Below are 22,659 nucleotides of genomic sequence, written 5' to 3'. Positions count from 1 at the left end.
CTTGGCTTATACGGGCTGCGGTTCGGTGGGCGATTGAGTCGGCGAATGCATTTGCGCGGACAGGTTCGCTTGCGATTCGGTTTGCTGGCCGCCACGCGCCTCACGTCCGGCAAGAAACGCCGCGATGTGACGTCGCTCTTCGCGCCCCATCCACGTGTTGATCTCCCATAGATCGGCCACCGGAGCATTCGTGAACGGCAAAGTGTGCAGATAACCGTCGGGGCCGAACTCGGGTGTCATCGTCGTGTTCGTATAGCCCCTATCGACCTGCGCGCTCCACAGCGCCTCCCAGATCCGCTGATGCGAGGCGAGGCAGTCCGCGTACTCAGGTGCAGCCGGATGCGGCACCTGCGGACCTTGCGGATAGCCAACACGCCCGTGCAGATGATGCGCATGCGGCGCAAGCTCGAGGATCGTGTCCCACTCGCTGTCGAGAAGACGCTCGCACACCGATACCCAATGGCTGAAGTCGCAAGTCAGCTTGAGGTCCGGCACGGCACGCGCGACGTCGCGGGTAATCCATGGGTTGTAGAACGAGCGGCCGCGATGCGTCTCGAAGCTGCAGATCACCTCGTGCTTCGCGGCGATTTCCACCGCGCGCGTGAAGAAATCCACCTGTGTGGCGGCCGGCCATGCGTCGCAGCCCGCCATCACATTGAAAAAGCGTGGCTTGAGCGGCTTGCCCCAAACGATCTTTTCTTCGAAGTCGCGCAGGTGGTCCGCGGGTGTGGCGGACCGTTCCGGCACATAACTGCCCGCCGTCGTAATTTCCGCAATGAACTCGAGACGTTCATCCGCGATTGCCTGCGCAAACGCTTCACGCTCAACCCCACCCGTCGGAACCGGCGCTTCGATACCGTCGAACCCGGCGGCACGTACCATTGGCGCCGCATCATGCGGACCACCATCGAATCCCCAGAACGTCTTGAACAATTCGAATTTCATCGCCTCTCCAATTACATGCACAATTGCATGCAATAGTACACACGAAATTCCTTCGCCAATAAAATATCCCGGCCTCGCCATGCATAATTCTGGCGCGCCCAATTTCCGGCGCGATTAGCACTTAAACTGTGCACCCCTCCTCCTCGTGGTGAATCGATGAAGAAGAAACTTGCGCGTCACAAGGGGCAAGCCGTCGCGCGCGCCATTCTCGACATGGACTGGCAGTGGTCCTCGCATTTCGGCGACCTGGGGCTGAACGACCTTAACTACAGCGATCTGTTTTGCCGGATGTGGGTCGAACCGGAAGATGATTTCGCCAAGACGGCGCTCTACGAGTTCATGCCTGGCGTGAGCCGCCGCACCGCGGTGCGCTACGTGCAGGAGCTGATCGACGCCGGCTGGCTGCTGGAGACGAGTTCCGAAGCGGATCGCCGCATCAAACGGGTCAGTCTCGCGGCCTCGATCGAGGAACGCCTCGAGCAGTTTCTCGCCTACGTGCATCAGCGTTTCGCCACCTTGGATTGAGCCTTTGACGCCATGTCCGCGTTGAAGCATTCGCATAACAAGCATCTCGAGGCATCGCGCAATCCGGCTGGCATATTTCTCGCTAGATTAATCGCCGAGAGGTGCGGCAGCGTCGCATCTTAGGGATGCTAGGGTTCCGGTTCGCGAGAATGTCTGGTCCGAGAGCAGCCCGGTGCACCTGTTCGTTCGATTCGGACTTGATCCGGGAACGAGCTGGCCGCACTACACGGCGGGACAAAAGCCCGGGAGATTGGCGATAGCGATGCCTATCGTGCCTCTCCGTGGCCGGCGTTTGTCTCCCGCAGTTTTCGCACAGTGTCCGCACCAATCGGATTCTCGCGGGAACCGGTCATGTTGTTTTATCGCGCAGTCGCCGCGCGATCCAACTCAACAATCGCAATTGACCGGTCTCCTGGAGAAAACGATGAAACGCTTCGAATCCGCCCGTACGTCCCTTACCTTACTGAGCAGCCTTGCCTCGTCGCGCCGCATGCGTGGCGCGATCGCCGGTGCTGCCGCCGCGGTCTCTATCGCCTTTGCCGCCGCACCTGCACAAGCGACCACGCCGCTCGCCATCGGCTATAGCGACTGGCCCGGCTTCGTCGCGTTCCAGGTTGCCATCGACAAAGGCTGGTTCAAGGAAGCCGGCGTGGATGTCAATTTCCAGTGGTTCGACTACTCGGCCTCACTCGACGCGTTCTCCGCCGGCAAACTCGACGCGGTCGGCGCAACCAACGGCGATGCGCTGGTCACCGGCGCAAGCGGCGCCAAAAACGTGATGATTCTCCTGACCGACTACTCGAGCGGCAACGACATGATCGTGGCCAAGCCGCCCATTCGCACCGTGGCCGGACTCAAGGGCAAGAAAGTTGGGGTCGAAATGGGTCTGGTCGATCACCTGCTGCTGGACACGGCGCTCGAAAAGCATGCGCTCAAGGAATCGGACATCACGCTCGTCAACGCGAAGACGAATGAGTTGCCGCAAGTGCTGGCGTCGTCCGGCGACGTCGCAGCGGTCGGCGCATGGCAACCGAACGCGGGCGAAGCACTCAAGCGCGTGCCGGGCTCACGTCCCATCTTCACCTCGGCCGACGCGCCGGGCCTGATCTATGACGCGATCACGGTCAATCCGGTCAGTCTGCAGTCGCGCAAGGCCGACTGGGCCAAGGTGATCAAGGTCTGGTATCGCTGCGTGGCCTACATCAACGATCCGAAGACGCAACCGGATGCCGTCAAGATCATGTCCGCGCGCGTCGGCCTGACGCCGGCCCAATATCTTCCGTTGCTGAAAGGCACGCACCTGCTCGACGCGACGGCGGCGAGGAAGGCCTTCGTCAAAGGTGACGGGCTGGACTCGGTGTACGGTTCGAGCGTGAACGCGGACAAGTTCAACGTACGCAACGCCGTCTACAAGCAATCGCAGAACGTGAGCGCCTATCTCGATCCGGCGCTGACCAACGCGCCGTAAGTAGCGCTGGCCGGGCGTCTATAGCTATACACGGTAATATGGGGGCAGCACGCTCCGTCGCTGCACACATGCGATTCATTGCGGCGCCGGAGGACGGCCACAAGGAGGCAATCGTGTATAAAAACCGGTCTCGCTATCACGCCCTGGTTGCGCTGGCACCCGTACTGGCGCTGCTTTTGTCGCTTCTGCTGCTGACCCAGCCGCGATCCGTGTTAGCCAGCGAAGACAGCGCCAACGGCAGCGCGGAAGCCGCGGGCCAGCGCGCCCGCTTTGCCAAAGAATTCTGCGGAGGCTCCGAGCAGGACGTGGTCGAGTACAAGGAGAAACTCAGAAAGGTCCTGACCGAAGCCAGCCAGTTCGATACGCGCTGGCAGGCGGGCTGGCAGCGCGGGGATAGCGATGCGATCCAGATGCGCGCGCTGCAACTCAACTCCCCGTCGGAATTCGCAGTGCGGGTCAAAAGCAACTGCGACCGCATCAAATGGCAGGGCGACAACTTGCTGCGAGCACGCCCGCCGAAGTAGCCCGGCGCCCGAAACTGTTATTCTTCCCTCTCTCCGGCCATCACCTGGTCGCCTGCCGCCTCCGGGCGGCATCCCAAGCGGCGCGCTCACGCGCCCGGCATCAGCGAGACAGGAATTTGCATGTTCGGTTTTTTGCGTGGCTATTTTTCCAACGACCTGGCAATCGACCTCGGCACGTCGAACACGCTGATCTATATGCGTGGCAAGGGCATCGTGCTGGACGAACCCTCGGTGGTCTCGATTCGTCAGGAAGGCGGCCCGAACGGTAAGAAGATCATTCTGGCCGTCGGCAAGGAAGCGAAACAGATGCTCGGCAAGGTGCCGGGCAATATCGAGGCGATCCGCCCGATGAAGGACGGCGTGATCGCCGACTTCAACATCACCCAGCAGATGATCAAGCGCTTCATCCAGATGGCGCACGAGTCGCGGATGTTCGCGCCGTCGCCGCGCATCATCATCTGCGTACCATGCGGGTCGACTCAGGTCGAGCGCCGCGCGATCAAGGAAGCCGCGCATAGTGCGGGCGCCTCGCAGGTCTATCTGATCGAAGAGCCGATGGCCGCAGCGACCGGCGCCGGCCTGCCGGTGTCGGAAGCGACCGGCTCGATGGTGGTCGATATCGGCGGCGGCACGACCGAAGTGGGCGTGATCTCGCTCGGTGGTGTCGTCTATAAAGGTTCGGTGCGCGTGGGCGGCGACAAGTTCGACGATGCGATCGTCAACTATATTCGCCGCAACTACGGCATGCTGATCGGCGAGCAGACTGCCGAGGCCATCAAGAAGGAAATCGGCTCCGCGTTTCCGGGCTCCGAAGTCAAGGAGATGGAAGTCAAGGGCCGCAATATGTCCGAAGGCATTCCGCGCAGCTTCACGGTGTCCAGCAACGAGATTCTCGAAGCGCTCACCGATCCGCTGAACCAGATCGTTTCGGCGGTGAAGATCGCGCTGGAACAGACGCCGCCGGAACTGGGCGCCGACATCGCCGAGCGCGGCATCATGCTCGCGGGCGGCGGTGCGTTGCTGCGCGATCTCGACCGCCTGCTCGCGGAAGAAACCGGCCTGCCGGTGTTCGTCGCCGAAGCGCCGTTGACCTGTGTGGTGCGTGGCTCGGGGATGGCGCTGGAGCGGATGGATAAGTTCGGCGGGGCGTTTTCGTACGAGTGAGGGTGGTCACTCAGGACACAAACGGCAACTTGCTATCGCGCGCAGCGGCCAGCATGGAAAGCGTGATCTTGCGCACTTCCAGCTTGCTCTGCGTGATATGCGCGCGCAGCAGGATGATCGCTTCCGTCACCCGGTTGCGTTCGATCAGGTTCAGCATGGTGGCGTGCTCGTCGTAGGTGGCGCTCGTGCGGTGCGGTTTGAGGAAGTCCAATCGACGCACGATGCGGATGCGCTCGGTCACTTCGTTATGCACGCGCAGCATCTCCGCGTTGCCGGTCGCCGCGACCAGTTGACGGTGGAAGTTCTCATCCATGCCGAACATCTTGACCGGGTCGCTCTCGCGCAATTCGGGCTCGACGCACCATATCGCCTTCAGCGCTTCGACGGCCGCATGCGCGACGTCGCCGCCCGCCCCCACGCGTTCGACGGCCGCTACCTCCAGCACGATGCGCAAATCGTAGAGCTGATCGAGCTGGTCGAAATTGATCGGCGAGACTTTCCAGCCACGCCGGAAGCCGACTTCCAGATAACCCTCGCGTTGCAAACGAAACAGGCCGTCGCGCATCGGCGTGCGCGACACGCCGTAGTGCTGCGCGATGCCGTTTTCGGAAAAACGGTCGCCGGGAAACAGGCGAAAGCTGAAGATATCGTTCTTCAACTGCTGGTACACCTGCTCGGCGAGCGGATTGGCGGCGCCCGGCACGGCAGGCGTGTCAGGCTCCGCGGGGGTCTCGAGCAGATTTGTCGTATCGTCGTTCATTGATGCCACATCCCCTTTTTTCTTATTATCGGCGTTTCATGGCATGGCGATAAGGCTGACGTGCGCCGCGACGATCTTCCAGCCGTCGGCGGGACCGAGCCTCGCCCACGTCTGCATCTGACGGCCGATCAAAGGCGTCGCATCACTGGTGAACTCAGTGCTGACGGTGGCGAAGTCTGTGCCGAACGTTGTTACCACGGTGCGATGCAGCTTGCGCGACTTCGGCACCGGCTCGCAGCTCTCGCGCCATGCACGGATCGCTTCGCCGCCATGCTGGATTTCGGCGATTCCATAGCGGACCGTCTCCGGCGTGTGCCAGAAAAGCGCGTTCATTGCCGCGACGTCGTTGTCGACCAGCGCCCGCTCGTATTCGACAAAGGCTGCCTGCACTTGCGCTACCACTTCGGGCTGATTTATCTCCATGCCGGGATCGTCTCGTCGAGTTTCGTCAATGAAGCAAGCGGCGCGGTCCAGCCGACAATGCCGCCTTGCGAGCGCACCATCTCGAGCGTCGCCTGTTTGAACGCGGGGAAATAGCTGGCGGTTGCGTCTTCGATCAGCAGACTGTCGTAGCCACGGTCGTTGGCTTCGCGCATCGAGGTCTGCACGCACACTTCGGTGGTCACGCCCGCGAACACGAGATGCGTGATGCCGCGCGTCGCGAGCTCTTCGCCGAGCCGGGTGGCGTAGAACGCGCCCTTGCCGGGTTTGTCGATCACGAGTTCACCGGCAAGCGGCGCGAGCGGCTCGATGATTGCATTACCGGGCTCGCCGCGAATCAGGATGCGCCCCATGGGTCCTGCATCGCCGATGCGGGCATTGGGCGCGCCTCTGAGCCGTTTCGCCGGCGGGCAGTCGGACAGATCCGCCGCGTGCGATTCACGCGTGTGCACCACGAGCCATTGATGCTTGCGCGCGAAGGCCAGCAGCGCGGCGACGGTCGGCACGATCTCAGCCAGCAGCGACACGTCGTTACCAAGCGATTCGCCGAAGCCGCCCGGTTCGATGAAATCGCGTTGCATGTCGATCAAGACCAGCGCGGTTTTCGTGGGGTCCAACGTGAAGGGACCCGGTTGGGCGTCGATCGTCAGCGGGGTTTGCTGTGTCATCCGATGGCTTCCTTCATTCTTTCTGCGGGTACGGCGCGATGCGCCGGCGTGTCGCCGTGCCCTGCCATATGCTGACCGAGCACGGTCCGATCCGCACGTGCCGCCGGCGTCTCGAACACCAGTTTGCCCTCCGCGATCACCACGATGCGGTCCGCCAGTTCGAGCAGTTCGTCAAGGTCTTCGCTGACCAGCAGCACTGCCGCGCCTGCATCGCGTGCAGCCATCAGACGGGCATGGATATCGGCGACGGACGCGAAATCCAGACCGAACACAGGGTTCGCGACGATCAGCACATCCACCGGCTGTCCGAGTTCGCGCGCCAGCACTGCGCGCTGCACGTTGCCGCCCGACAGCGTGCCGATGGTTCGTTCGGGTAGCGGTGGACGCACATTGAACTCGGCGATCAACTGCGCGGCGCGCTCACGCACTGCACGCCGGTCGAGCCACCAGCCGCCGCGCCGCAACGGCTCGCGATCGAAGTCGCGCAGCGCGAGGTTCTGCGCCACGCTCATCGCAGCGACGCAGGCGTTTTTCAGCGGCTCCTCGGGAATCGCGAACACGCGCCTTTGGGTCATCTCTTCGCGCGTTGCGTGATAGGCCTTGCCCGCTACCTCCATGTCGCCGGCTTTCACACGACGCTGCCCGACCAGCGCTTCCACCAGTTCCTTCTGTCCGTTCCCTGAAACGCCCGCAAGTCCGAGGATTTCGCCCGCACGCACGGACAGCGTCGCGTGCTTGACTGCCGTGTGGCCGCGATCGTCTTCGACTGAAACGTCGCGCAACGCGAGACGCACTTGCGCCGTGTCGTCGACTGGTTTGCGTGGCAGGCGTTCCACGGTCACCGCAGCCATCACCGGCGCTTCGTCCTTCAAAGGGACTTCGTTCGGCGCATGGGTAGCGACGGTGCCCATCATCCACGCTGCGAGTTCGTCGCGGCTGGTGTTGGCAACCGCGCTCGTGCCGACTTGCCGGCCCTTGCGCAACACGGTGACGTCGTCGGCATAAGCCATCACTTCGCGGAACTTGTGCGTGATCATCAGCACCGTCAGCTCGCCGCGCGAGGTCAGATCACGCATCAGGCCGAGCACTTCGTCCGCTTCTTGTGGTGTCAGTACCGAGGTGGGTTCGTCGAGAATCAGGAAGCGTTGCTGCAAATAAAGCTGTTTCAGTATCTCGAGTTTCTGTTTTTCACCGGCGGCGAGCATGGCCACCGGCGCGTCGAGCGGCAAGCGGAACGGCATGCGCTGCATGAACGCGGCAAGCGCGACGCGCTCGCCCTTCCAGTCGATTTTCCACGGCATCCGTCCGCGCGCGAGCAACAGGTTTTCTTCGACCGATAGGCCTGACGCCAGCGTGAAATGCTGATACACCATGCCAATGCCGAGCGCCTGTGCATCGCGCGGCGATGCGATGTGGACCTCACGATCGTCGGCGGCGATCTGTCCGTCGTCGAGCACGCCGTAGCCGACCAGTCCCTTCACGAGCGTGCTCTTGCCCGCCCCGTTCTCGCCAAGCAGCGCGTGAATCGTGCCGGCTTTGACCTTGATCGAGACGCTATCCAATGCGCGAAACGCGCCGAACGATTTGCTTGCGTTCAGCACTTCCACGCCCAATGCCTTCGGCGCCGTGGTCATGGTTTATCTGCCTGAAGTGGCCAGCGCCGCTGCCGGCGCCGCCGTCGTGGCCAATAGCGTAGCCAGCAGCGCGTGCGAATCCGACACCGTGCCGAACACGCCGCCTTGCATGGTGATCATGTGCAGCGCGGCGTCGTGATTGCCCTTGTCGGTCGCGCCGCAGCAATCGGCCAGCACCGTGCATTCGAAGCCGCGATCGTTGGCCTCGCGCATGGTCGTGTGGACGCAGACGTCGGTGGTGATGCCGGTCAGCACCAGATTGACGATGCCGCGCGTACGCAGGATCAGTTCGAGATCCGTCGCGCAGAAAGAACCCTTGCCGGGTTTGTCGATGATGATCTCACCTGGCAGCGGCTTCAGTTCGTCGATGATTTCCCAGCCCGGTTCGCCGCGCACGAGGATCTTGCCGCATGGGCCGTCGTCGCCGATGCCTACGCCGTCGGTGCCCGCGCGGCGGCTGCGCCAGCGTTTGTTCGCGGGCAGGTCGGAGAGGTCCGGGCGATGCCCTTCACGCGTGTGAATGATCGTGAAGCCCAGTTCGCGCATCGGCTTCAGCACGCTTTTGATCGGCTCGATCGGCGCGCGCGTCAGCGACAGGTCATAGCCCATTTTGTCGACATAGCCGCCGTGGCCGCAGAAATCCGTCTGCATGTCGATGATCACGAGTGCCGTGTTGTCCGGCCGCAGGTCGCCATCGTAGGGCCACGGGTAGGGTTTCGCTTCGATGAATCGGTTCATGGCGGTGAGATCCTTGTTAGGTCCTGGCGGGGTCTTTGAAGGCACGCACGGTAGGGCAAGCTCAGCGAGTCAGGCTCAACTCGCCCGGCGCGCCAGCCAGCGTGCGATCCGGACGGCAGTTGACGATCATGATCGCGAGCGTCAGCACATACGGCGCCGCGTTGTAGAGGTAGTAGCCGCTCGTCACGCCGATCGCCTGCAACGCCGGCCCGAGCGCGCCGGCCGCGCCGAACAGCAACGCGGCCCACAGGCAACGCAAGGGCTGCCAGCGCGCGAAGATCACCAGCGCCACCGCCATCAGTCCTTGTCCGCTGGAGAGCCCTTCATTCCAACTGCCTGGATAAACCAGCGACAGATACGCGCCACCGATGCCCGCGAACACACCGCCCACCGCCGTCGCGGCGATGCGCACGCGCGTCAACGGATAGCCCATGGCACGCGCCGTCTCGGCGTGATCGCCGACGAGCCGCAGCACCATCCCCCAACGGGTATTGCGCAAGCCCCATTGCTGAACGAAGGCCAGCACCACGCCGATCACGAACAGCAGGTTGATATGTAGCGCGTTATGCAATTGAGGCGACGAGGTCCACGTGCCAAGATCGATAAACGGCAGCATCGGCGCCTGCGGTTCGATGAAGGGTTTGCCGAGATAGAACGCGAGCCCGGTGCCGAGCAGCATCAACGCGATGCCGAACGCAATGTCCGACACGCGCGGCAACGAGCACACGAGACCATGCAGGCAGCCGAGCAGCAAGCCGACGAAACCGGCCGTAAGCACGCCGGCCCACGGCGAGCCGGTCAGAAAAGCACCGGCATAGCCGCTCATCGCGCCTGACACTAGGATGCCTTCGAGGCCGAGATTCACGCGCCCGCCCTTCTCGGTCAGACACTCACCGAGACTAACGAACAGATAAGGCGTGCTGACACGGATCGCCCCGGCGAACAGCGACAGCAACAGGATCACGATGGGCGAGTGCATATCAGGCATGGGTCTGCTCCAGTTGCACGGGAAGATCGGTCTGCGCGGCGGCCTGCAATTTGACGCGCCATGCGGCGATGCGCCCGCCAAGTGCTTCCCACGCGAGCAGGTTGGCGAACAGCAGACCTTGCAAGACGAGCGTGGTGGCGTCGGGGAGATCGAGCCGACGTTGCAGCAGCGAACCGCTCGCCTCGATGCCGCCGATCATCAGCGCGCACGCGATGATCGCGAGCGGATTCTGCCGTGCGGCGAACGCAACGAGGATGCCCGCATAGCCATAGCCCGCGAGCAATGATGCATTTGCGCTGCCCTGCACCGCCGCCACTTCGAACATACCGCCGAGTCCCGCCGCAGCACCGCCCAATACGCACGCGGCAAGAGCCAGCAGATTGACCGGCAAGCCGACCAGACGCGCCGCGCGATGACTGCCGCCCACCACGCGCATCGCAAAGCCCTTGGTGCTGAACTTCACGAACACCCACGCCGCGATGCACGCGACGACGCCCCAGAACAGTCCCCAGTGCGTGTCGAGTCCGGGGATCGAGCCGATCATCATCGCGTCGGGCACCGGATAGGTGGACGGTTTGTTCAGGCTTGCGGGGTCGCGCAGCGGCCCTTCCACCAGATGTTTGAAGAGCGCGATCGCGATATACGACATCAACAGGCTGCTGATCGTCTCGTTGACGCCACGCCACTGCCGCAACGCGCCGACCGCGCCGATCCAGATACCGCCGGCCAGCATGCCGGCCACCGCCATCAACGGCGTGGCGATCAGCCACGGCGTGCCGTGCGGCAGCATCTGCGGGACGATCGCCGCGCACATGCCGCCGAGTGCGAGCGCGCCCTCGCCGCCGATCACGATCAGTCCAACCTGGGCGGGCAGCGCGACGCACAACGCGGTCAACATCAACGGCGACGCACGCAGCAAGGTGCTCTGCCACGCGAACGACGAGCCGAAAGCGCCCTCAAAGATCAGCCCGATCGCATCGAGCGCCGGCTGCCCCTGCACCAGCAGGAACAACGAAAACAGCAGCAGCGTGCCGAGCACCGCCAACGCGGTCGGCAACGCGGGCAAGAGCGACAGCATCACTCTCGCGGTAGGGGCATTGGGGCGCATCACGGCTCCTTCGCTCATGCAAAGTCACGCACACTCACACAATCACGCAGGCCAGGATCAGATCTGACCGACGACGCCTGCCACCAGATAGTTCATGCTTTCGAGCGTGTAGTCGGTCTGTATGTGGCTCGCGCCGGAGGCGATCGCCGTGCCGCCCTTGTTGTCCTTCATCGGTCCTTTGAAGATCACGAAATTGCCGGCCACCATGCTGCCTTTGATCGAGTCGGCGTTCTGCTTCGCCGGCGCGGTGACTTTCGCGCCGTACGGCGACATCTTCACGAAGCCTTCTTTCAAGCCGCCGCGCAACACGTTCGGTTGCGGCGTGCCGGCCTGTGCGCCCGTGACCAGTTGCTTGTACGGCGTCGCCCAGTCCCATTCCGCGCCGGTCAGATAGCCTTTCGGCGCGAGCGCCGCCTGGCTCGCGTGATAACCGCAACTCATCGCGCCGCGCTTTTCCGCCGTTTCGACGACGACCTTCGGACCGTCGACGTGACAGGTCAGCACATCGCAACCCTGATCGATGAGACTGTTGGTGGCTTCCGCTTCCTTCACCGGCATCGACCAATCACCCGTGAAAATCACCTGCGTGGTGATCGACGGATCGACGGACTGCGCGCCAAGCGTGAACGAGTTGATGTTGCGCAGCACCTGCGGAATCGGTTTGGCGGCGACGAAGCCGAGCTTCTTGCTCTTCGTCATGTGACCCGCGACCACGCCGTTCAGGTACTGGCATTCGTCGATATAACCGAAGTAGCTGGTGATGTTCGACGGGTTGCCCTGCTTCCACAAACCGCCGCAATGCGCAAAACGCACCTTCGGATATTTGGCCGCCATCTTCAGCACATGCGGATCGAAGTAACCGAACGAGGTCGCGAAAATAAGCGTCGCGCCGTCCTGTTCGATCATCGCTTCCATGGTTTTCTGCACGGCGATGGTTTCGGGCACGTTCTCCTCTTCCACCACCTTCACGTCAGGCATTTTCTTGATGACGGCGGCAGCGGTCGCCTGGGCTTGGTTGTACCCGTAGTCGCTGCGCGCGCCGACGTAGATCACGCCGACCGTCGTCTTCGGCGCGGCAAACACCGATTGGATCGGCAGGATATTGCCGAGCGTCAACAGGCTGGCGCTCTTGATGAAATTGCGGCGACTGGTCATGGTGTCCAATTCCTTGTGGAGAGGTGAAGAGCGTTGGCCTTCAGTTGACATTCAGGCTGTCGAGATAGGCCAGCCAGCCGCCAAACGAGGTGATGTCCGCTGCACCGCTGCTGTCGTTAACCGCCGACGGTTCGCAGATGAAGCCCTTCACCGTGAGGCCGTTGGCGAGTTGCACAGAGCCGATGCCGAGCGGTGCGGGCACGTCGGCGACAAATTTGCCGAAGCTGCGCAGCGGCATTTCCCAGACTTCCACGGCGATGGGTGCGCCTTGCTGATCGGTGACGCGCACCAAGCCTGGCTTGGGCGGCTGCGTGTTGGCAAGCGCGTAAAGCGTGTAATCGGCGGCGGTTTGCGTCGCCATGACAAAACGCGCGCCGGCTTCCTGAAGCTGCCAGTTCAGCGGCTGGCCGCGCAGATGCGCACCGACCACGGCAAGCGCGATGGTCTGCTCCTGAAATGGCAATGGCGCGATCGCGTTTGCCGCGGGCGCGGTTTTCTTTTCGGTCACGGTCGTGGCCGAAGCCTCGCTCGCGCTCCGGGCTTCGGTCACGAACAGCGCCTGGATCCGCGCGCCCAATTCCGCGAGACGCCGGTCTGCGCCGCTCGGCGCGATCAGCGTGACGCCGGCCGGCAAACCGTCCTGGCGACGCCGGCACGGCACGGCCAACGCGCACAGATCGAGCAGGTTGACGAAGTTCGTGTAGTAGCCAAGCTGGCTGTTCAACTCCACAGGATTGGCCTGCACATCGGCGATCAACGGATGCGTCGGCGTGGTCGGGACGATCAGGATGTCGATCGTCTCGAAGAGCTGTTCGGCGTGCCGCTTCAGATCGGCGAGCGCGTACTGGCCATTGAACGCGTCAGCGGCACTGTAGCGATCCGCTTTGCCGATCACCGTTGCGACGACCGGATGGACCGCTTCGTGATGCGTCTCGAAGAATGAACCGAGCGCGGCGCGCCTTTCCGCCACCCAGGGGCCGTCGTAGAGCAGCGCGGAGACCTGTTTGAGCGGCTGGAAGTCGATCGGCGTGGGCGCGAGATGCAGATGGGTAGAGAGCGTATCGAGTGCGGCTGAGAAGGCCTGATTCGCCGCTGCGTCCCCGTAGAACTCGAGATGATCCGGCACGCCGATCCGCGGCGCGCTACGCAGGAGACCGAGACCCGGTACCTTGCGCGAGTAACCGTCGAGCGGATCGAAGCACGCGATTTCATTGAACACGCGCCATGCATCGTCAACGTCGTGCGCGAACACCGAGATCGTGTCGAGGCTGCGGCACGCCGGCACCACGCCGCGCTTGCTGACGAGTCCAAGCGACGGCTTCAGGCCGACAAGCCCGTTGAACCCAGCCGGCACGCGCCCGGACCCGGCCGTGTCGGTGCCGAGCGAAAAGGCCACGCAACCCGCGGCCACAGCAACCGCCGAGCCTGAACTCGACCCGCCCGACACGCGCTCTGGATACTCGGTGTTCCGCACCGCGCCGTAAGGCGAACGCGTGCCGACGAGACCGGTCGCGAACTGGTCGAGATTGGTCTTGCCGATCAGGATCGCGCCGGCGTCGATGAGGCGCTGCACGGCGAATGCCGAGGTGTCCGGCGTATAGCTGAACGGCTCGCACGCGGCGGTGGTCGGCAAGCCGGCAACGTCGATATTGTCTTTGACCGCGAACGGCACGCCGAACAGCGGCATCCGTTCGAACACGGCACTGCCCTGCTCTTCGTAAAGCGCTTCGAGCGCGTGGGCGCGGGCCTCTACGTCCGCAGCGGGCACACGCAGGATCCAGACTTCCGGCCGGTCGATTTCGGCGATACGGGCAAGCGCCGACGCCACGGCCTCAGTCGGCGTAAGACGTTTGGCGGCATAAGCCGAGAGGAGGCTACGGACCTTCAGGGGCGACGAAATTGGCACTGGTTTTTCCTTGAGTTCAATCTTGAATACAAGTTTGGACTCAAATTAGCAGGAGCTATGCCAGGTGACTTTCAAGTTCGCCCGAACGCGCTGTCAACCTTGCCAGGTTTGGTTTTGCGACGATTTACCGGCGGCGAGGACGGGCCGCGCTGCCGCCTTTCGATCAAAGCGTCATGGTGCAGCGCTCCCCAACTCGGGGCTCCTGCGCCCTGCATTCGAGCCTGGCGCGCAGCGGCGCGCCGCGATCGCACGTTACCGCTACGTGCCGATTTTTTTCGGCGCCGTGCGCGAACTTATACTCGCTACTCCGACGACCTCACTCACTGCTCATCCCCCGTAGCGGAGCATCGATGCACGACACCCGACTCGCCAGTTCGACTGCCGGCATGATCACCAGCCCTCATGCGTTGGCGAGCGAGGCGGGTCGCGACGTATTGCGTGCCGGCGGCAACGCGATCGAAGCCGCGATCGCCATCGGCGCGGCGCTCTGCGTGACGTATCCGCATTTCACCGGGCTCGGCGGTGACGCTTTCTGGGTGATCGGCGACCGGCAAGGGATGTTGCGCACGGTGTCGGGCATCGGTCAGGCCGCGCAGCAACTGCCCGCGTTCACAGGCGCCATTCCACTGCGCGGTGCTGCCTCGGCACTCACCACGGCCGCGACCGTCGACACATGGCGTCAGGCGTACGAGATCAGCAAAGACGCATGGGACGGCGCGCAATCGTGGTCGTCGCTGTTCGACCGTGCGCTGGAATATGCAACCGATGGCTTCCCGGTCACGCCCTCGCAGCATTTCTGGCAAAGCATGCGGGCGGACGAATTGCATGCCCTGCCCGGCTTCGCGGCAACTTTCGCGCCGCACGGCCATATTCCTGCCATCGCCGAACGTTTCGTGCAACCCGCGCTGGCGAAGAGCATCGAGCGGATTGCCCGCTTCGGCGCACGCGAATTCTATGAGGGCGAGCTTGCGGAGCGGATCGCACTCGGTTTGCGCGAAGCCGGCTCGCCGCTGACGTTGAGCGATCTGGCGCGAACGCAAGCACGCGATGAGGCGCCATTGCGCGTGGCCTACCGTGGCGGCGAACTGGTCAGCATGCGGCCGCCGACTCAAGGTGTGACGACCCTGCAGATCATGGGCATGCTCGATCGTTTCGACATTGCGCAGATTGCCGAGGGCAGCGCCGAGTACTACCACCTGCTGGTGGAAGCGGTGAAGGTCGCGTTCGTGGACCGCGACCGCTTCGTGTCCGATCCTGAGTTCAACTCCGTGCCGGTCGACGACATGCTGTCGCCCGCCGCGCTCGATGCGCATGCACGCTCGATCGATCTGCGTGAAGCGCGCGCATGGCCCCATGTGTTCCGCCCGGGCGACACGGTGTTTATCGGCGCGACGGATAGCGAAGGCCGCAGCGTCAGTGTTCTGCAAACGGTTTACTTCGACTGGGGTAGCGGCGTGGTGGCGGGCGATACGGGGATTCTGTGGCACAACCGCGGCGCGTCATTCAGCACGAATCCCCGGCATCACAACACGGTGCAACCGGGCAAGCGGCCGTTCCATACGCTCAACCCCGGCATGTATCTGAAGAATGGCCGGCCACATCTGCTGTTCGGCACGCAAGGCGCCGACGGTCAGCCGCAAACGCTGGCCGCGATCCTGACGCGGCTGATCGACTACGGGATGGACCCGCTCACTGCCCTCGCCCGTCCTCGCTTCCTGCTTGGCAAGACTTTCTCCGATACACGCGATGCGTTGAAGCTCGAAGAAGACGCCGGCGCCAACGTGTTCGCCGAACTCGCTGCACGTGGACATGAGGTGAGCGCTATTCCGGCGCAGAGTCCGTTGGCGGGCCATCCAGGCGTGATCCGCATCGAGTCGGACGGTGCAGCATCAGGCGCGCACGATCCACGTAGCGACGGCCGTGCGCTTGGGGTTTGAGTCAGCCGGGCATCAAGCGGTCGCGTGTCGCCACTCACGTAGTTTCCCGCGCTGACGCATTGGCGTAGCCAGTGATGCCGAGCAACTGGCCCAGGCTCTTCTCGCCGCGCATCCGCGAGGTTTCGATCCGCTCCTGGATATCGCGAAGGTGCGCTTCCATATGGGCCATAGCGCCCGCTGCATCGCGTGCCTCGATGCAATCGACAATCGTCGCATGTTCAGCGTGCTCGCACGGCGCGTGCCCCGGCGGTTCATATACGCCGACAATGAGCGAGCAGCGCGAAACCAGTTCCTTCAGATAGTTTTGCAGGATCGAGTTGCCCGCGAGCGCAGCGATGCGCATATGAAAACCGCTCGCGAGCGTGGCCCACGAAGGCTGGTCGAAGCGATGCATCGCCTCGTGTTCGCTCGCCAGTTGCTGGCGCAAGGCCTTGATGTCCTGGGCGCTCGCGCGCTGTACGGCCAGCTCGACCAGCATGCGTTCAACGGAGCGCCGCGCTTCGAAGATCTCGCGCGTTTCCTCCGGCGTCGGCTCGGCGATCACTGCGCCCTTGTTCGGCCGCAGCACGACGATGCCGTCGTAGGCGAGCTTTTCCAGCACGCGCCGCACGACCGCGCGGCCCACGCCGAACAGTTGGCACAACTCGGGCTCCGGCAGCTTCGTGCCGGGCGTCAAACGGTGGTTCAGCACGCCGTCGAAGATCGATTGATAGATGCGCTCGTCGACGTCCGCTTCTTCCTTCGGTGTTTTTCTGGCGGTGACCGCGCCAGCTTTCGGGTTGGTGCTCGTGCTCATGCGACCTCCGGGCGCAACACGCCGTCCCGCTCCAGTTCGTCCATGTGATGCGCGATTGCGCCCGGCGTCGTGATCCACACATCGCCTTTCGCTCGTGCCGCGGCGATATGGTCGAGTGCGCGGCGCAGATGCCGTAGTCGATATGGCTGCCCCACCAGATAAGGATGGAGCGCGATACCCATCACGAGCGCCTGCGGCTGCGTGCCGCGATTAGCCTGTTCAAGCATCTCGTCGAACTGATCGACGATCATGTCGGCGAACGCGCGGCCGTCCATATGGCGGCCCACCATCATCGGCAGATCGTTGAGTTCCTGCGGGTACGGAATCGACCATAACGGCCCACTGCGTGTAGCCATGCGTACCGGACGATCGTCGTGACACCAGTTCAGCGTATAGCGATAACCGGTCTCGGCCAGAAGGTCAGGCGTCAGGTGCGATTCGGAGATCCACGGTGAGAGCCAGCCCTGCGGTGGCGTGCCGGACGCTTCGGCGATACGTTCGCGGCAATGCAGAAGCAGTTCGCGTTCGCCGTTTTCGTCGAGGTCGCTTTGCCGGTGTGCATTGGTGTGACCGTGACCGATCAGTTCGTCGCCACGCGCCACGCAGGCCGCAATCAGTTCCGGGCAATGGTCGTAGAGCGCGGTATTGATGAGCGTGCCTGCTGGCATTGCCAGTTGGTCGAACAGTTCGATGCAGCGCCACGCGCCCACGCGGTTGCCGTACTCGCGCCAGCTATGGTTCAGCACATCCGGTTGCGGCGAAATCGGGCCGAGCGCGGCGCCGAGTCCCTCGCCGAACGCAAAGTGCTCGATATTGAAGCCGAGGTAGACCGCGAGTCCGCTATCGCCGGGCCAGCGGAACGCATCGCTGTCCGTGATCGGGCGATAGGAAAAGCGGCCATGGGTGGCGATCGATTGACGGGCGCGATTCTCTGCTGCGGGCATGTTCCGTGTGTCGTTCATGTAAAGAAGCCGTGAGTGACTAAAAGCGACGCGTGGCGCCCTGCATGAACCGAGTTGGCCGGATCATGCCCCGGGACGGACCGAAGACGCACCGCGATTGCGCAAAAGAAACGCTTTGATCGCTGACGATCGACGCTGCGGATCGTTTGCAATATGTGAGCCAACTCGTCGACGTTAAGCACACCGGCGCGTTTGCAATCCGCGACCACTACGAAGCGACGGATGGCACATGTCTTGCATTTGGATGGCTTCGCCGAGGCATCGCGTGTGGTTTTGCGTGCGTCAGCACTTCGCCGTTCACGAGGACACCCACTCCATGATTCAGCCTGCTTCAACGGTGCTCGAAACTACAGCCGCCGATATCGAACTGGTGCACGTGTCGAAGCAATACGGCGACTCGCTTGCCGTCGACGCCATCGATCTGCGCATTGCCGGCGGCCAGTACTGCTGCCTGCTCGGGCCCTCGGGATGTGGCAAGACCTCGACCCTGCGCATGATCGCCGGGCATGAATCGGTCACCGAGGGTGACATTCTGATCGCGGGACGCAATGTCACGCGGGAAGAACCCGCTGCCCGCGGCACGGCAATGGTCTTTCAGAACTACGCGCTGTTCCCGCATCTGAGCGCGCTCGATAACGTCGCGTTCAGCCTGAAAATGCGCGGCATCGCGAAGGATGTGCGCCGCAAGCGTGCCGGTGAGCTGCTGGAACTGGTCGCGATGTCCGCGTATGCCGAACGCAAACCGGCGCAACTGTCGGGTGGCCAGCAGCAACGTGTGGCGCTCGCTCGTGCGTTGCTGAATCAACCGGGTTGTCTATTGCTCGACGAGCCGTTATCAGCGCTCGATCCGTTCCTGCGCGTGCAGATGCGTGCGGAACTCAAGCGCTGGCAGAAAGAACTCGGCATCACGTTCGTGCACGTCACACATTCGCAGGAAGAAGCGATGGCGCTTGCCGATCTGGTGGTCGTGATGAGTCACGGGCACATCGAACAAAGTGGCTCGCCGCACGAAGTCTTCAATCGCCCGCGGACTGAATTCGTCGCGCGTTTTCTCGGTGGTCACAACGTATTCAACACGAACGGCCGCTCGTTTACCGTACGCGCCGATCATTTGCGGGTGGTGCCGCACGGCGTCACGCCCGTCCAGACCGCAACCGGTGAGAGCGGCCTGACGCGGATTGGCGGCGTGCCCTGCAAGGTACGCGAAGCGGAGTACCAAGGCACCCATTTACGCATGACGCTCGATCCGCTCGACGGCTCGTCTGAACTGATTTCGCTCGTGAGCGACGGCGACTATGACCCTGCGCGGCTCGGCCCCGACGCGCGTGTGGTGGTCTGGTGGAACGAGCAGGACGCGCATCCGCTGGCGGCCTGAGCAGGTGCGCGGTTGTGTTCTGCCTTGCGCGACATGGCGGCGCAAAGAACGTCTCTGAACGAGTAGCGTGAACCGAGCTTCAACTGAACGACAAACAGGCGCTGATCGAACATCAAGCGCGCATCAAACGAACGTCAACTGAGGAGAAGGCAATGAGTGAAGCGAACGAGAGCCCGGCAGCGGCCGCATCCGATCTGAAGGAAAAGGGCCTGTCACGCCGCACGTTCATCAAGGGCGCTGTGGCGGCGGCCGGCATTGCCGGTTTTCCGTACGTGCATGCGCAGGAGAAGATCACGTTGCGCTACCTCGGCACGGCGGTGAACCAGAGCGCCGACATCGCGAAGAAATTCAAGGAAGACACAGGCATCGACATTCAATACGTGCCGGTGACGACTGACGACGTGGCCAAGCGCATCATCACGCAGCCTAACTCGTTCGACATTGTCGACACCGAATATTTCGCGCTCAAGAAACTGATCCCGGCCGGCACGCTCGCGGGCATGGACGCGAAACGTATCAAGCTCGCCGACAAGATCACGCCGGTGTTGACACGCGGTGAAGTGAACGGCAAGAAGATCGGCGATCAGGGCACCGCGCCGAAAAAGGTGATGTTCCTGACCGGCCCGCGCTCCACGGAATTCTCCGCAACGCCGACCGAATGGATGACGCTGATCCCGACCACATACAACGCGGACACGCTCGGCATCCGTCCCGACCTCATCAAGCGGCCGATCGACAGTTGGGCCGAACTGCTCAATCCGCAATTCAAGGGCAAGGCGGCGCTGTTGAACATTCCCGCGATCGGCATCATGGATTCGGCAATGGCGATCGAGGCGATGGGTCACGTGAAGTACGGCGACAAAGGCAACATGACCAAGGCCGAAATCGACCAGACCATCAAGATCCTGATCGAAGCGAAGCGCGCCGGCCAGTTCCGCGCGTTCTGGAAGGATTTCAACGAAAGCGTGAACCTGATGGCGTCGGGCGAGGTGGTGATCCAGTCGATGTGGTCGCCGGCCGTAACCAAAGTACGCACCATGGGCGTCGCGTGCAAGTTCCAGCCGCTCAAGGAAGGCTATCGTTCGTGGGCGTCAGGTTTCGGCTTTCCGCGCTCGCTGCAAGGCAAGAAACTCGACGCTGCGTACGAGTTCGTCAACTGGTTCCAGGACGGGTGGGCAGGCGCCTACCTGATGCGTCAAGGCTATTACTCCGGCGTGCTCGAGACGGCGAAAACGCACATGCAGCCTTACGAATGGGACTACTGGATCGAAGGCAAAGCTGCCGCGCAGGATATCAAGGCACCTGACGGCCAGTTGCTCGAAAAAACCGGCACGGTGCGCGACGGTGGCTCGTACAACCAGCGCATGGGGGCGATTGCCTGCTGGAATGCGGTGATGGACGAGAACATCTACATGGTTCAGAAGTGGAACGAGTTCATCGCAGCTTGAGCGTGGCTTGAGCGACTGAATCGCATGCCGGACTGCCGGTGCATGACATGCCGGCAGTTCTTCGATGACGCGGTCATGCCGCAAAAGTGCTTCCACTGATATCCGCCCATGGCAACGATCGACCTTCCCTCTCACGCGCAGGATGAGCCCGTCAAACACCGGCGCGCGCCGGCATGGTTGCAGGCGACGCCGCTTTCGCTCACGTTCCTGCTGTTTTTCATCGTGCCGTTGGCCATCACGTTGATCGTCAGTTTCTGGGACTTCAACGAATACCAGATCATCCCGGCGTTCACGTTGAAAAACTACGCGGCGATTTTCAACGGCTGTTCGTCGATGACGGACGTCTGTGTGACCTTGAAAACGTACTGGTCGACGCTCAAGTTCTGCGCGATCGTATGGGCCGTGACCTTGCTGCTGGGTTTTTCGATCGCTTACTTCCTCGCGTTCCACGTGCGCACGACGAGCATGCAGACAATCCTGTTCCTCGTCTGCACGATTCCCTTCTGGACGTCGAACGTGATCCGCATGATTTCCTGGATGCCGTTGCTCGGCCGTAACGGGCTCGTCAATCAGGCACTGCTGGGCGCGCATCTGATCGACCAGCCGCTCGAATGGCTGCTGTATTCGAACTTCTCGGTCGTGCTGGCGTTCGTGCACCTCTATACGTTCTTCATGATCGTGCCGATTTTCAACGCGATGATGCGGATCGACCGCTCCTTGCTCGAAGCGGCACGCGATGCGGGGGCGAGCGGCTGGCAAGTGATTCGCGACGTGGTGTTGCCGCTATCGAAGACCGGCATTGTGATCGGCTCGATCTTCGTGATCACGATCGTAATGGGCGATTTCCTGACCGTCGGCGTGATGGGCGGCCAGCAGATCGCATCGGTCGGCAAGATCATTCAGGTCCAGACCGGCTACCTGCAATTTCCCGCCGCGGCAGCCAACGCGATCATTCTGCTGGCTGTCGTGTTGATGATCGTGTGGGGTCTGACGCGGGTGGTCGATATCCGCAAGGAGCTGTGAAGATGCAGGCCATTCGCCTCAAACATCGGGAGCGTCGGCCGGCCAGCTTTTACTGGCTCGCGTTGCTGTTCGGCTTGTTCGTCCTGTTCCTCTATGGACCGGTCATTACGATTTTCATTCTTTCGTTTCAGGGACCCGAGGGCGGGCTGACGTTTCCGATGCGTGGCGTGTCGTTGCACTGGTTTGCCGCGCTGCGTGACGGCGTCGGCGATGTCGACATCTGGGGTGCATTTGGGCGATCAGTGCGGCTCGCGCTGGCTGTGACAGTGTTGACGGTGCTGTTCTCGGTGGCAGCCGGATTGGCTTTTCGCCGGCGGTTTCGCGGGGATACGGCGGTCTTTTACGTCTCGGTCGCCAGTCTGATCATGCCGTCCATTATCGTTTCGCTTGGGATCGGGCTGACGTTCCGGTTGCTCGATAACGGTGTGAAGTATCTCGCTTCCGCGTGGGGGTATCAGTCGTTTGCCGATACCTATACGACGTCGATGGGCTTGTTCACGTCGGCGCTGGGTGCGCATTTGACGTGGACGCTGCCGTTCGGTTTGCTCGTGATGTTTGCTGTGTTCAACCGCTTCAATCCTGCTTATGAAGAGGCTTCGCGGGATCTTGGCGCCACGCCGTGGCAGAGCTTCCGGCACGTTGTTTTGCCTATCATCGGACCTTCGGTTGTCGGCGTCGCAATGTTTGGTTTCACACTTTCATGGGATGAGATTGCGCGTACCTCGCAGGCGATTGGAGATCAGAATACCTTGCCGCTCGAATTGCAGGGTCTTACCACGTCGGTGACGACGCCTGTGATTTATGCGCTTGGGACGATGACCACGGTCTTGTCGCTCACGGTTATGGTTTTGTGTTTGCTCGCGGTGCGGGGGTTGGGGCGTCGGCGGGTGAAGTAACGTTTCTTTGCCTGCTCGGCGCTTGTTTTTCTGTTTGCCTGGGGTGTTGGCTTTTCCTTGTTCTGGCCTTGGTGCCTTTCCTTGCATTGTTAGTGGTCTATTAGCGTTGCCCCTGTGCGGGGCGGCACCTACTTCTCTTTGCCGGCTGCAAAGAGAAGTAGGCAAGAGAAAGCAGCTCAAACCACTCCTGCTAAGCGG

21 protein-coding genes and 1 riboswitch are annotated in these 22,659 nt (G+C 62.4%); of the genes, 9 read left to right on the top strand and 12 right to left on the bottom strand.

Annotated elements, in window-relative coordinates:
• Nucleotides 1-6 precede the first annotated feature (6 nt).
• A complete protein-coding gene (locus FSO04_RS33805; RefSeq protein WP_154565899.1) occupies nt 7-945 on the bottom strand; it encodes a sugar phosphate isomerase/epimerase family protein in 939 nt (312 codons plus the stop codon).
• A gap of 156 nt (nt 946-1,101) precedes the next feature.
• On the opposite strand from FSO04_RS33805, the gene FSO04_RS33800 reads away from it, so the two are divergent.
• The 4 genes from FSO04_RS33800 (at nt 1,102) to FSO04_RS33785 (ending at nt 4,626) form a co-directional block, all read left to right on the top strand.
• Nucleotides 1,102-1,470: a helix-turn-helix domain-containing protein gene (locus FSO04_RS33800; RefSeq protein ID WP_154565898.1), complete on the top strand. Its 369-nt coding sequence runs from the start codon at nt 1,102-1,104 to the stop codon at nt 1,468-1,470.
• 117 nt (nt 1,471-1,587) lie between these two features.
• Nucleotides 1,588-1,721, top strand: a riboswitch (guanidine-I (ykkC/yxkD leader).
• A gap of 173 nt (nt 1,722-1,894) precedes the next feature.
• Nucleotides 1,895-2,938, top strand: a complete 1,044-nt coding sequence (locus FSO04_RS33795) for an ABC transporter substrate-binding protein (RefSeq protein WP_154565897.1) — start codon at nt 1,895-1,897, stop codon at nt 2,936-2,938.
• 113 nt (nt 2,939-3,051) lie between these two features.
• Entirely contained in the window at nt 3,052-3,462 is a 411-nt protein-coding gene (locus FSO04_RS33790; protein ID WP_233465063.1) for a hypothetical protein, read from the top strand.
• Nucleotides 3,463-3,582: 120 nt separating this feature from the next.
• Complete coding sequence (locus FSO04_RS33785; protein ID WP_028194510.1) at nt 3,583-4,626, top strand: rod shape-determining protein; 1,044 nt, start codon at nt 3,583-3,585, stop codon at nt 4,624-4,626.
• Nucleotides 4,627-4,636: 10 nt separating this feature from the next.
• On the opposite strand, the gene FSO04_RS33780 is transcribed toward FSO04_RS33785, so the two are convergent.
• The 9 genes from FSO04_RS33780 to atzF form a co-directional block, all read right to left on the bottom strand.
• Entirely contained in the window at nt 4,637-5,386 is a 750-nt protein-coding gene (locus FSO04_RS33780; protein ID WP_154565896.1) for a GntR family transcriptional regulator, read from the bottom strand.
• 36 nt (nt 5,387-5,422) lie between these two features.
• Entirely contained in the window at nt 5,423-5,809 is a 387-nt protein-coding gene (hpxZ, locus tag FSO04_RS33775) for an oxalurate catabolism protein HpxZ (protein ID WP_154565895.1), read from the bottom strand.
• Nucleotides 5,800-6,495 (bottom strand): cysteine hydrolase family protein, encoded by a 696-nt coding sequence (locus tag FSO04_RS33770; RefSeq protein ID WP_154565894.1) that lies wholly within the window; start codon nt 6,493-6,495, stop codon nt 5,800-5,802. The genes hpxZ and FSO04_RS33770 overlap by 10 nt, the downstream gene beginning before the upstream one ends.
• Nucleotides 6,492-8,129 (bottom strand): ABC transporter ATP-binding protein, encoded by a 1,638-nt coding sequence (locus FSO04_RS33765; RefSeq protein ID WP_154565893.1) that lies wholly within the window; start codon nt 8,127-8,129, stop codon nt 6,492-6,494. Before FSO04_RS33765 ends, FSO04_RS33770 begins: the two co-directional genes overlap by 4 nt.
• A gap of 3 nt (nt 8,130-8,132) precedes the next feature.
• Complete coding sequence (gene biuH, locus FSO04_RS33760) at nt 8,133-8,867, bottom strand: biuret amidohydrolase (RefSeq protein WP_154565892.1); 735 nt, start codon at nt 8,865-8,867, stop codon at nt 8,133-8,135.
• 61 nt (nt 8,868-8,928) lie between these two features.
• Nucleotides 8,929-9,855, bottom strand: a complete 927-nt coding sequence (locus FSO04_RS33755) for an ABC transporter permease (RefSeq protein WP_154565891.1) — start codon at nt 9,853-9,855, stop codon at nt 8,929-8,931.
• Nucleotides 9,848-10,963 carry an ABC transporter permease gene (locus FSO04_RS33750; protein WP_097396658.1) on the bottom strand — a complete coding sequence of 372 codons (1,116 nt, stop codon included), beginning with the start codon at nt 10,961-10,963 and terminating at the stop codon, nt 9,848-9,850. The genes FSO04_RS33755 and FSO04_RS33750 overlap by 8 nt, the downstream gene beginning before the upstream one ends.
• Nucleotides 10,964-11,020: 57 nt before the next feature.
• The gene (locus FSO04_RS33745) at nt 11,021-12,118 is read right to left on the bottom strand and encodes a BMP family ABC transporter substrate-binding protein (RefSeq protein WP_054042313.1); all 1,098 of its coding nucleotides are present in this window, start codon (nt 12,116-12,118) and stop codon (nt 11,021-11,023) included.
• 40 nt (nt 12,119-12,158) lie between these two features.
• Entirely contained in the window at nt 12,159-14,024 is a 1,866-nt protein-coding gene (gene atzF / locus FSO04_RS33740) for an allophanate hydrolase (protein WP_168435943.1), read from the bottom strand.
• Between the two features lie 350 nt (nt 14,025-14,374).
• Between atzF and FSO04_RS33735 the strand changes: the two genes are divergently transcribed.
• Nucleotides 14,375-15,961, top strand: a complete 1,587-nt coding sequence (locus tag FSO04_RS33735) for a gamma-glutamyltransferase family protein (RefSeq protein ID WP_154565890.1) — start codon at nt 14,375-14,377, stop codon at nt 15,959-15,961.
• Between the two features lie 34 nt (nt 15,962-15,995).
• Here the strand turns inward: FSO04_RS33735 and FSO04_RS33730 are convergent, their stop codons facing one another.
• A complete protein-coding gene (locus tag FSO04_RS33730) occupies nt 15,996-16,757 on the bottom strand; it encodes a GntR family transcriptional regulator (RefSeq protein ID WP_154565889.1) in 762 nt (253 codons plus the stop codon).
• Nucleotides 16,754-17,719, bottom strand: a complete 966-nt coding sequence (locus FSO04_RS33725; RefSeq protein WP_154565888.1) for a polysaccharide deacetylase family protein — start codon at nt 17,717-17,719, stop codon at nt 16,754-16,756. Before FSO04_RS33725 ends, FSO04_RS33730 begins: the two co-directional genes overlap by 4 nt.
• 316 nt (nt 17,720-18,035) lie before the next feature.
• On the opposite strand from FSO04_RS33725, the gene FSO04_RS33720 reads away from it, so the two are divergent.
• The 4 genes from FSO04_RS33720 to FSO04_RS33705 all read left to right on the top strand — a co-directional run bounded on the left by FSO04_RS33720 (nt 18,036) and on the right by FSO04_RS33705 (nt 22,461).
• Nucleotides 18,036-19,094 (top strand): ABC transporter ATP-binding protein, encoded by a 1,059-nt coding sequence (locus FSO04_RS33720; RefSeq protein ID WP_154565887.1) that lies wholly within the window; start codon nt 18,036-18,038, stop codon nt 19,092-19,094.
• 152 nt (nt 19,095-19,246) lie between these two features.
• Nucleotides 19,247-20,542 (top strand): ABC transporter substrate-binding protein, encoded by a 1,296-nt coding sequence (locus FSO04_RS33715; RefSeq protein ID WP_154565886.1) that lies wholly within the window; start codon nt 19,247-19,249, stop codon nt 20,540-20,542.
• A 108-nt stretch (nt 20,543-20,650) separates the two neighbouring features.
• A complete protein-coding gene (locus tag FSO04_RS33710; RefSeq protein ID WP_154565885.1) occupies nt 20,651-21,565 on the top strand; it encodes an ABC transporter permease in 915 nt (304 codons plus the stop codon).
• 2 nt (nt 21,566-21,567) lie between these two features.
• Nucleotides 21,568-22,461 carry an ABC transporter permease gene (locus tag FSO04_RS33705; RefSeq protein WP_154565884.1) on the top strand — a complete coding sequence of 298 codons (894 nt, stop codon included), beginning with the start codon at nt 21,568-21,570 and terminating at the stop codon, nt 22,459-22,461.
• The last annotated feature ends 198 nt before the right edge of the window (nt 22,462-22,659 follow it).

This window comes from Paraburkholderia madseniana (assembly GCF_009690905.1).
Classification (GTDB): Bacteria; Pseudomonadota; Gammaproteobacteria; order Burkholderiales; family Burkholderiaceae; genus Paraburkholderia; species Paraburkholderia madseniana.
Note: the sequence above shows the minus strand (reverse complement) of the source record. Positions and strands in the feature narration are given on the sequence as shown.

Bases quoted from the DNA above. Each gene is read 5' to 3' on its own strand.
- FSO04_RS33765 (WP_154565893.1), bottom strand. From the start codon at position 8,129: ATGACCACGGCGCCGAAGGCATTGGGCGTGGAAGTGCTGAACGCAAGC.
- FSO04_RS33705 (WP_154565884.1), top strand. From the start codon at position 21,568: ATGCAGGCCATTCGCCTCAAACATCGGGAGCGTCGGCCGGCCAGCTTT.
- FSO04_RS33755 (WP_154565891.1), bottom strand. From the start codon at position 9,855: ATGCCTGATATGCACTCGCCCATCGTGATCCTGTTGCTGTCGCTGTTC.
- FSO04_RS33730 (WP_154565889.1), bottom strand. From the start codon at position 16,757: ATGAGCACGAGCACCAACCCGAAAGCTGGCGCGGTCACCGCCAGAAAA.
- FSO04_RS33720 (WP_154565887.1), top strand. From the start codon at position 18,036: ATGATTCAGCCTGCTTCAACGGTGCTCGAAACTACAGCCGCCGATATC.
- FSO04_RS33725 (WP_154565888.1), bottom strand. From the start codon at position 17,719: ATGAACGACACACGGAACATGCCCGCAGCAGAGAATCGCGCCCGTCAA.
- FSO04_RS33715 (WP_154565886.1), top strand. From the start codon at position 19,247: ATGAGTGAAGCGAACGAGAGCCCGGCAGCGGCCGCATCCGATCTGAAG.
- FSO04_RS33770 (WP_154565894.1), bottom strand. From the start codon at position 6,495: ATGACACAGCAAACCCCGCTGACGATCGACGCCCAACCGGGTCCCTTC.
- FSO04_RS33750 (WP_097396658.1), bottom strand. From the start codon at position 10,963: ATGCGCCCCAATGCCCCTACCGCGAGAGTGATGCTGTCGCTCTTGCCC.
- FSO04_RS33795 (WP_154565897.1), top strand. From the start codon at position 1,895: ATGAAACGCTTCGAATCCGCCCGTACGTCCCTTACCTTACTGAGCAGC.
- FSO04_RS33710 (WP_154565885.1), top strand. From the start codon at position 20,651: ATGGCAACGATCGACCTTCCCTCTCACGCGCAGGATGAGCCCGTCAAA.
- hpxZ (WP_154565895.1), bottom strand. From the start codon at position 5,809: ATGGAGATAAATCAGCCCGAAGTGGTAGCGCAAGTGCAGGCAGCCTTT.
- FSO04_RS33800 (WP_154565898.1), top strand. From the start codon at position 1,102: ATGAAGAAGAAACTTGCGCGTCACAAGGGGCAAGCCGTCGCGCGCGCC.
- FSO04_RS33735 (WP_154565890.1), top strand. From the start codon at position 14,375: ATGCACGACACCCGACTCGCCAGTTCGACTGCCGGCATGATCACCAGC.
- biuH (WP_154565892.1), bottom strand. From the start codon at position 8,867: ATGAACCGATTCATCGAAGCGAAACCCTACCCGTGGCCCTACGATGGC.
- FSO04_RS33745 (WP_054042313.1), bottom strand. From the start codon at position 12,118: ATGACCAGTCGCCGCAATTTCATCAAGAGCGCCAGCCTGTTGACGCTC.
- FSO04_RS33785 (WP_028194510.1), top strand. From the start codon at position 3,583: ATGTTCGGTTTTTTGCGTGGCTATTTTTCCAACGACCTGGCAATCGAC.
- FSO04_RS33780 (WP_154565896.1), bottom strand. From the start codon at position 5,386: ATGAACGACGATACGACAAATCTGCTCGAGACCCCCGCGGAGCCTGAC.
- FSO04_RS33805 (WP_154565899.1), bottom strand. From the start codon at position 945: ATGAAATTCGAATTGTTCAAGACGTTCTGGGGATTCGATGGTGGTCCG.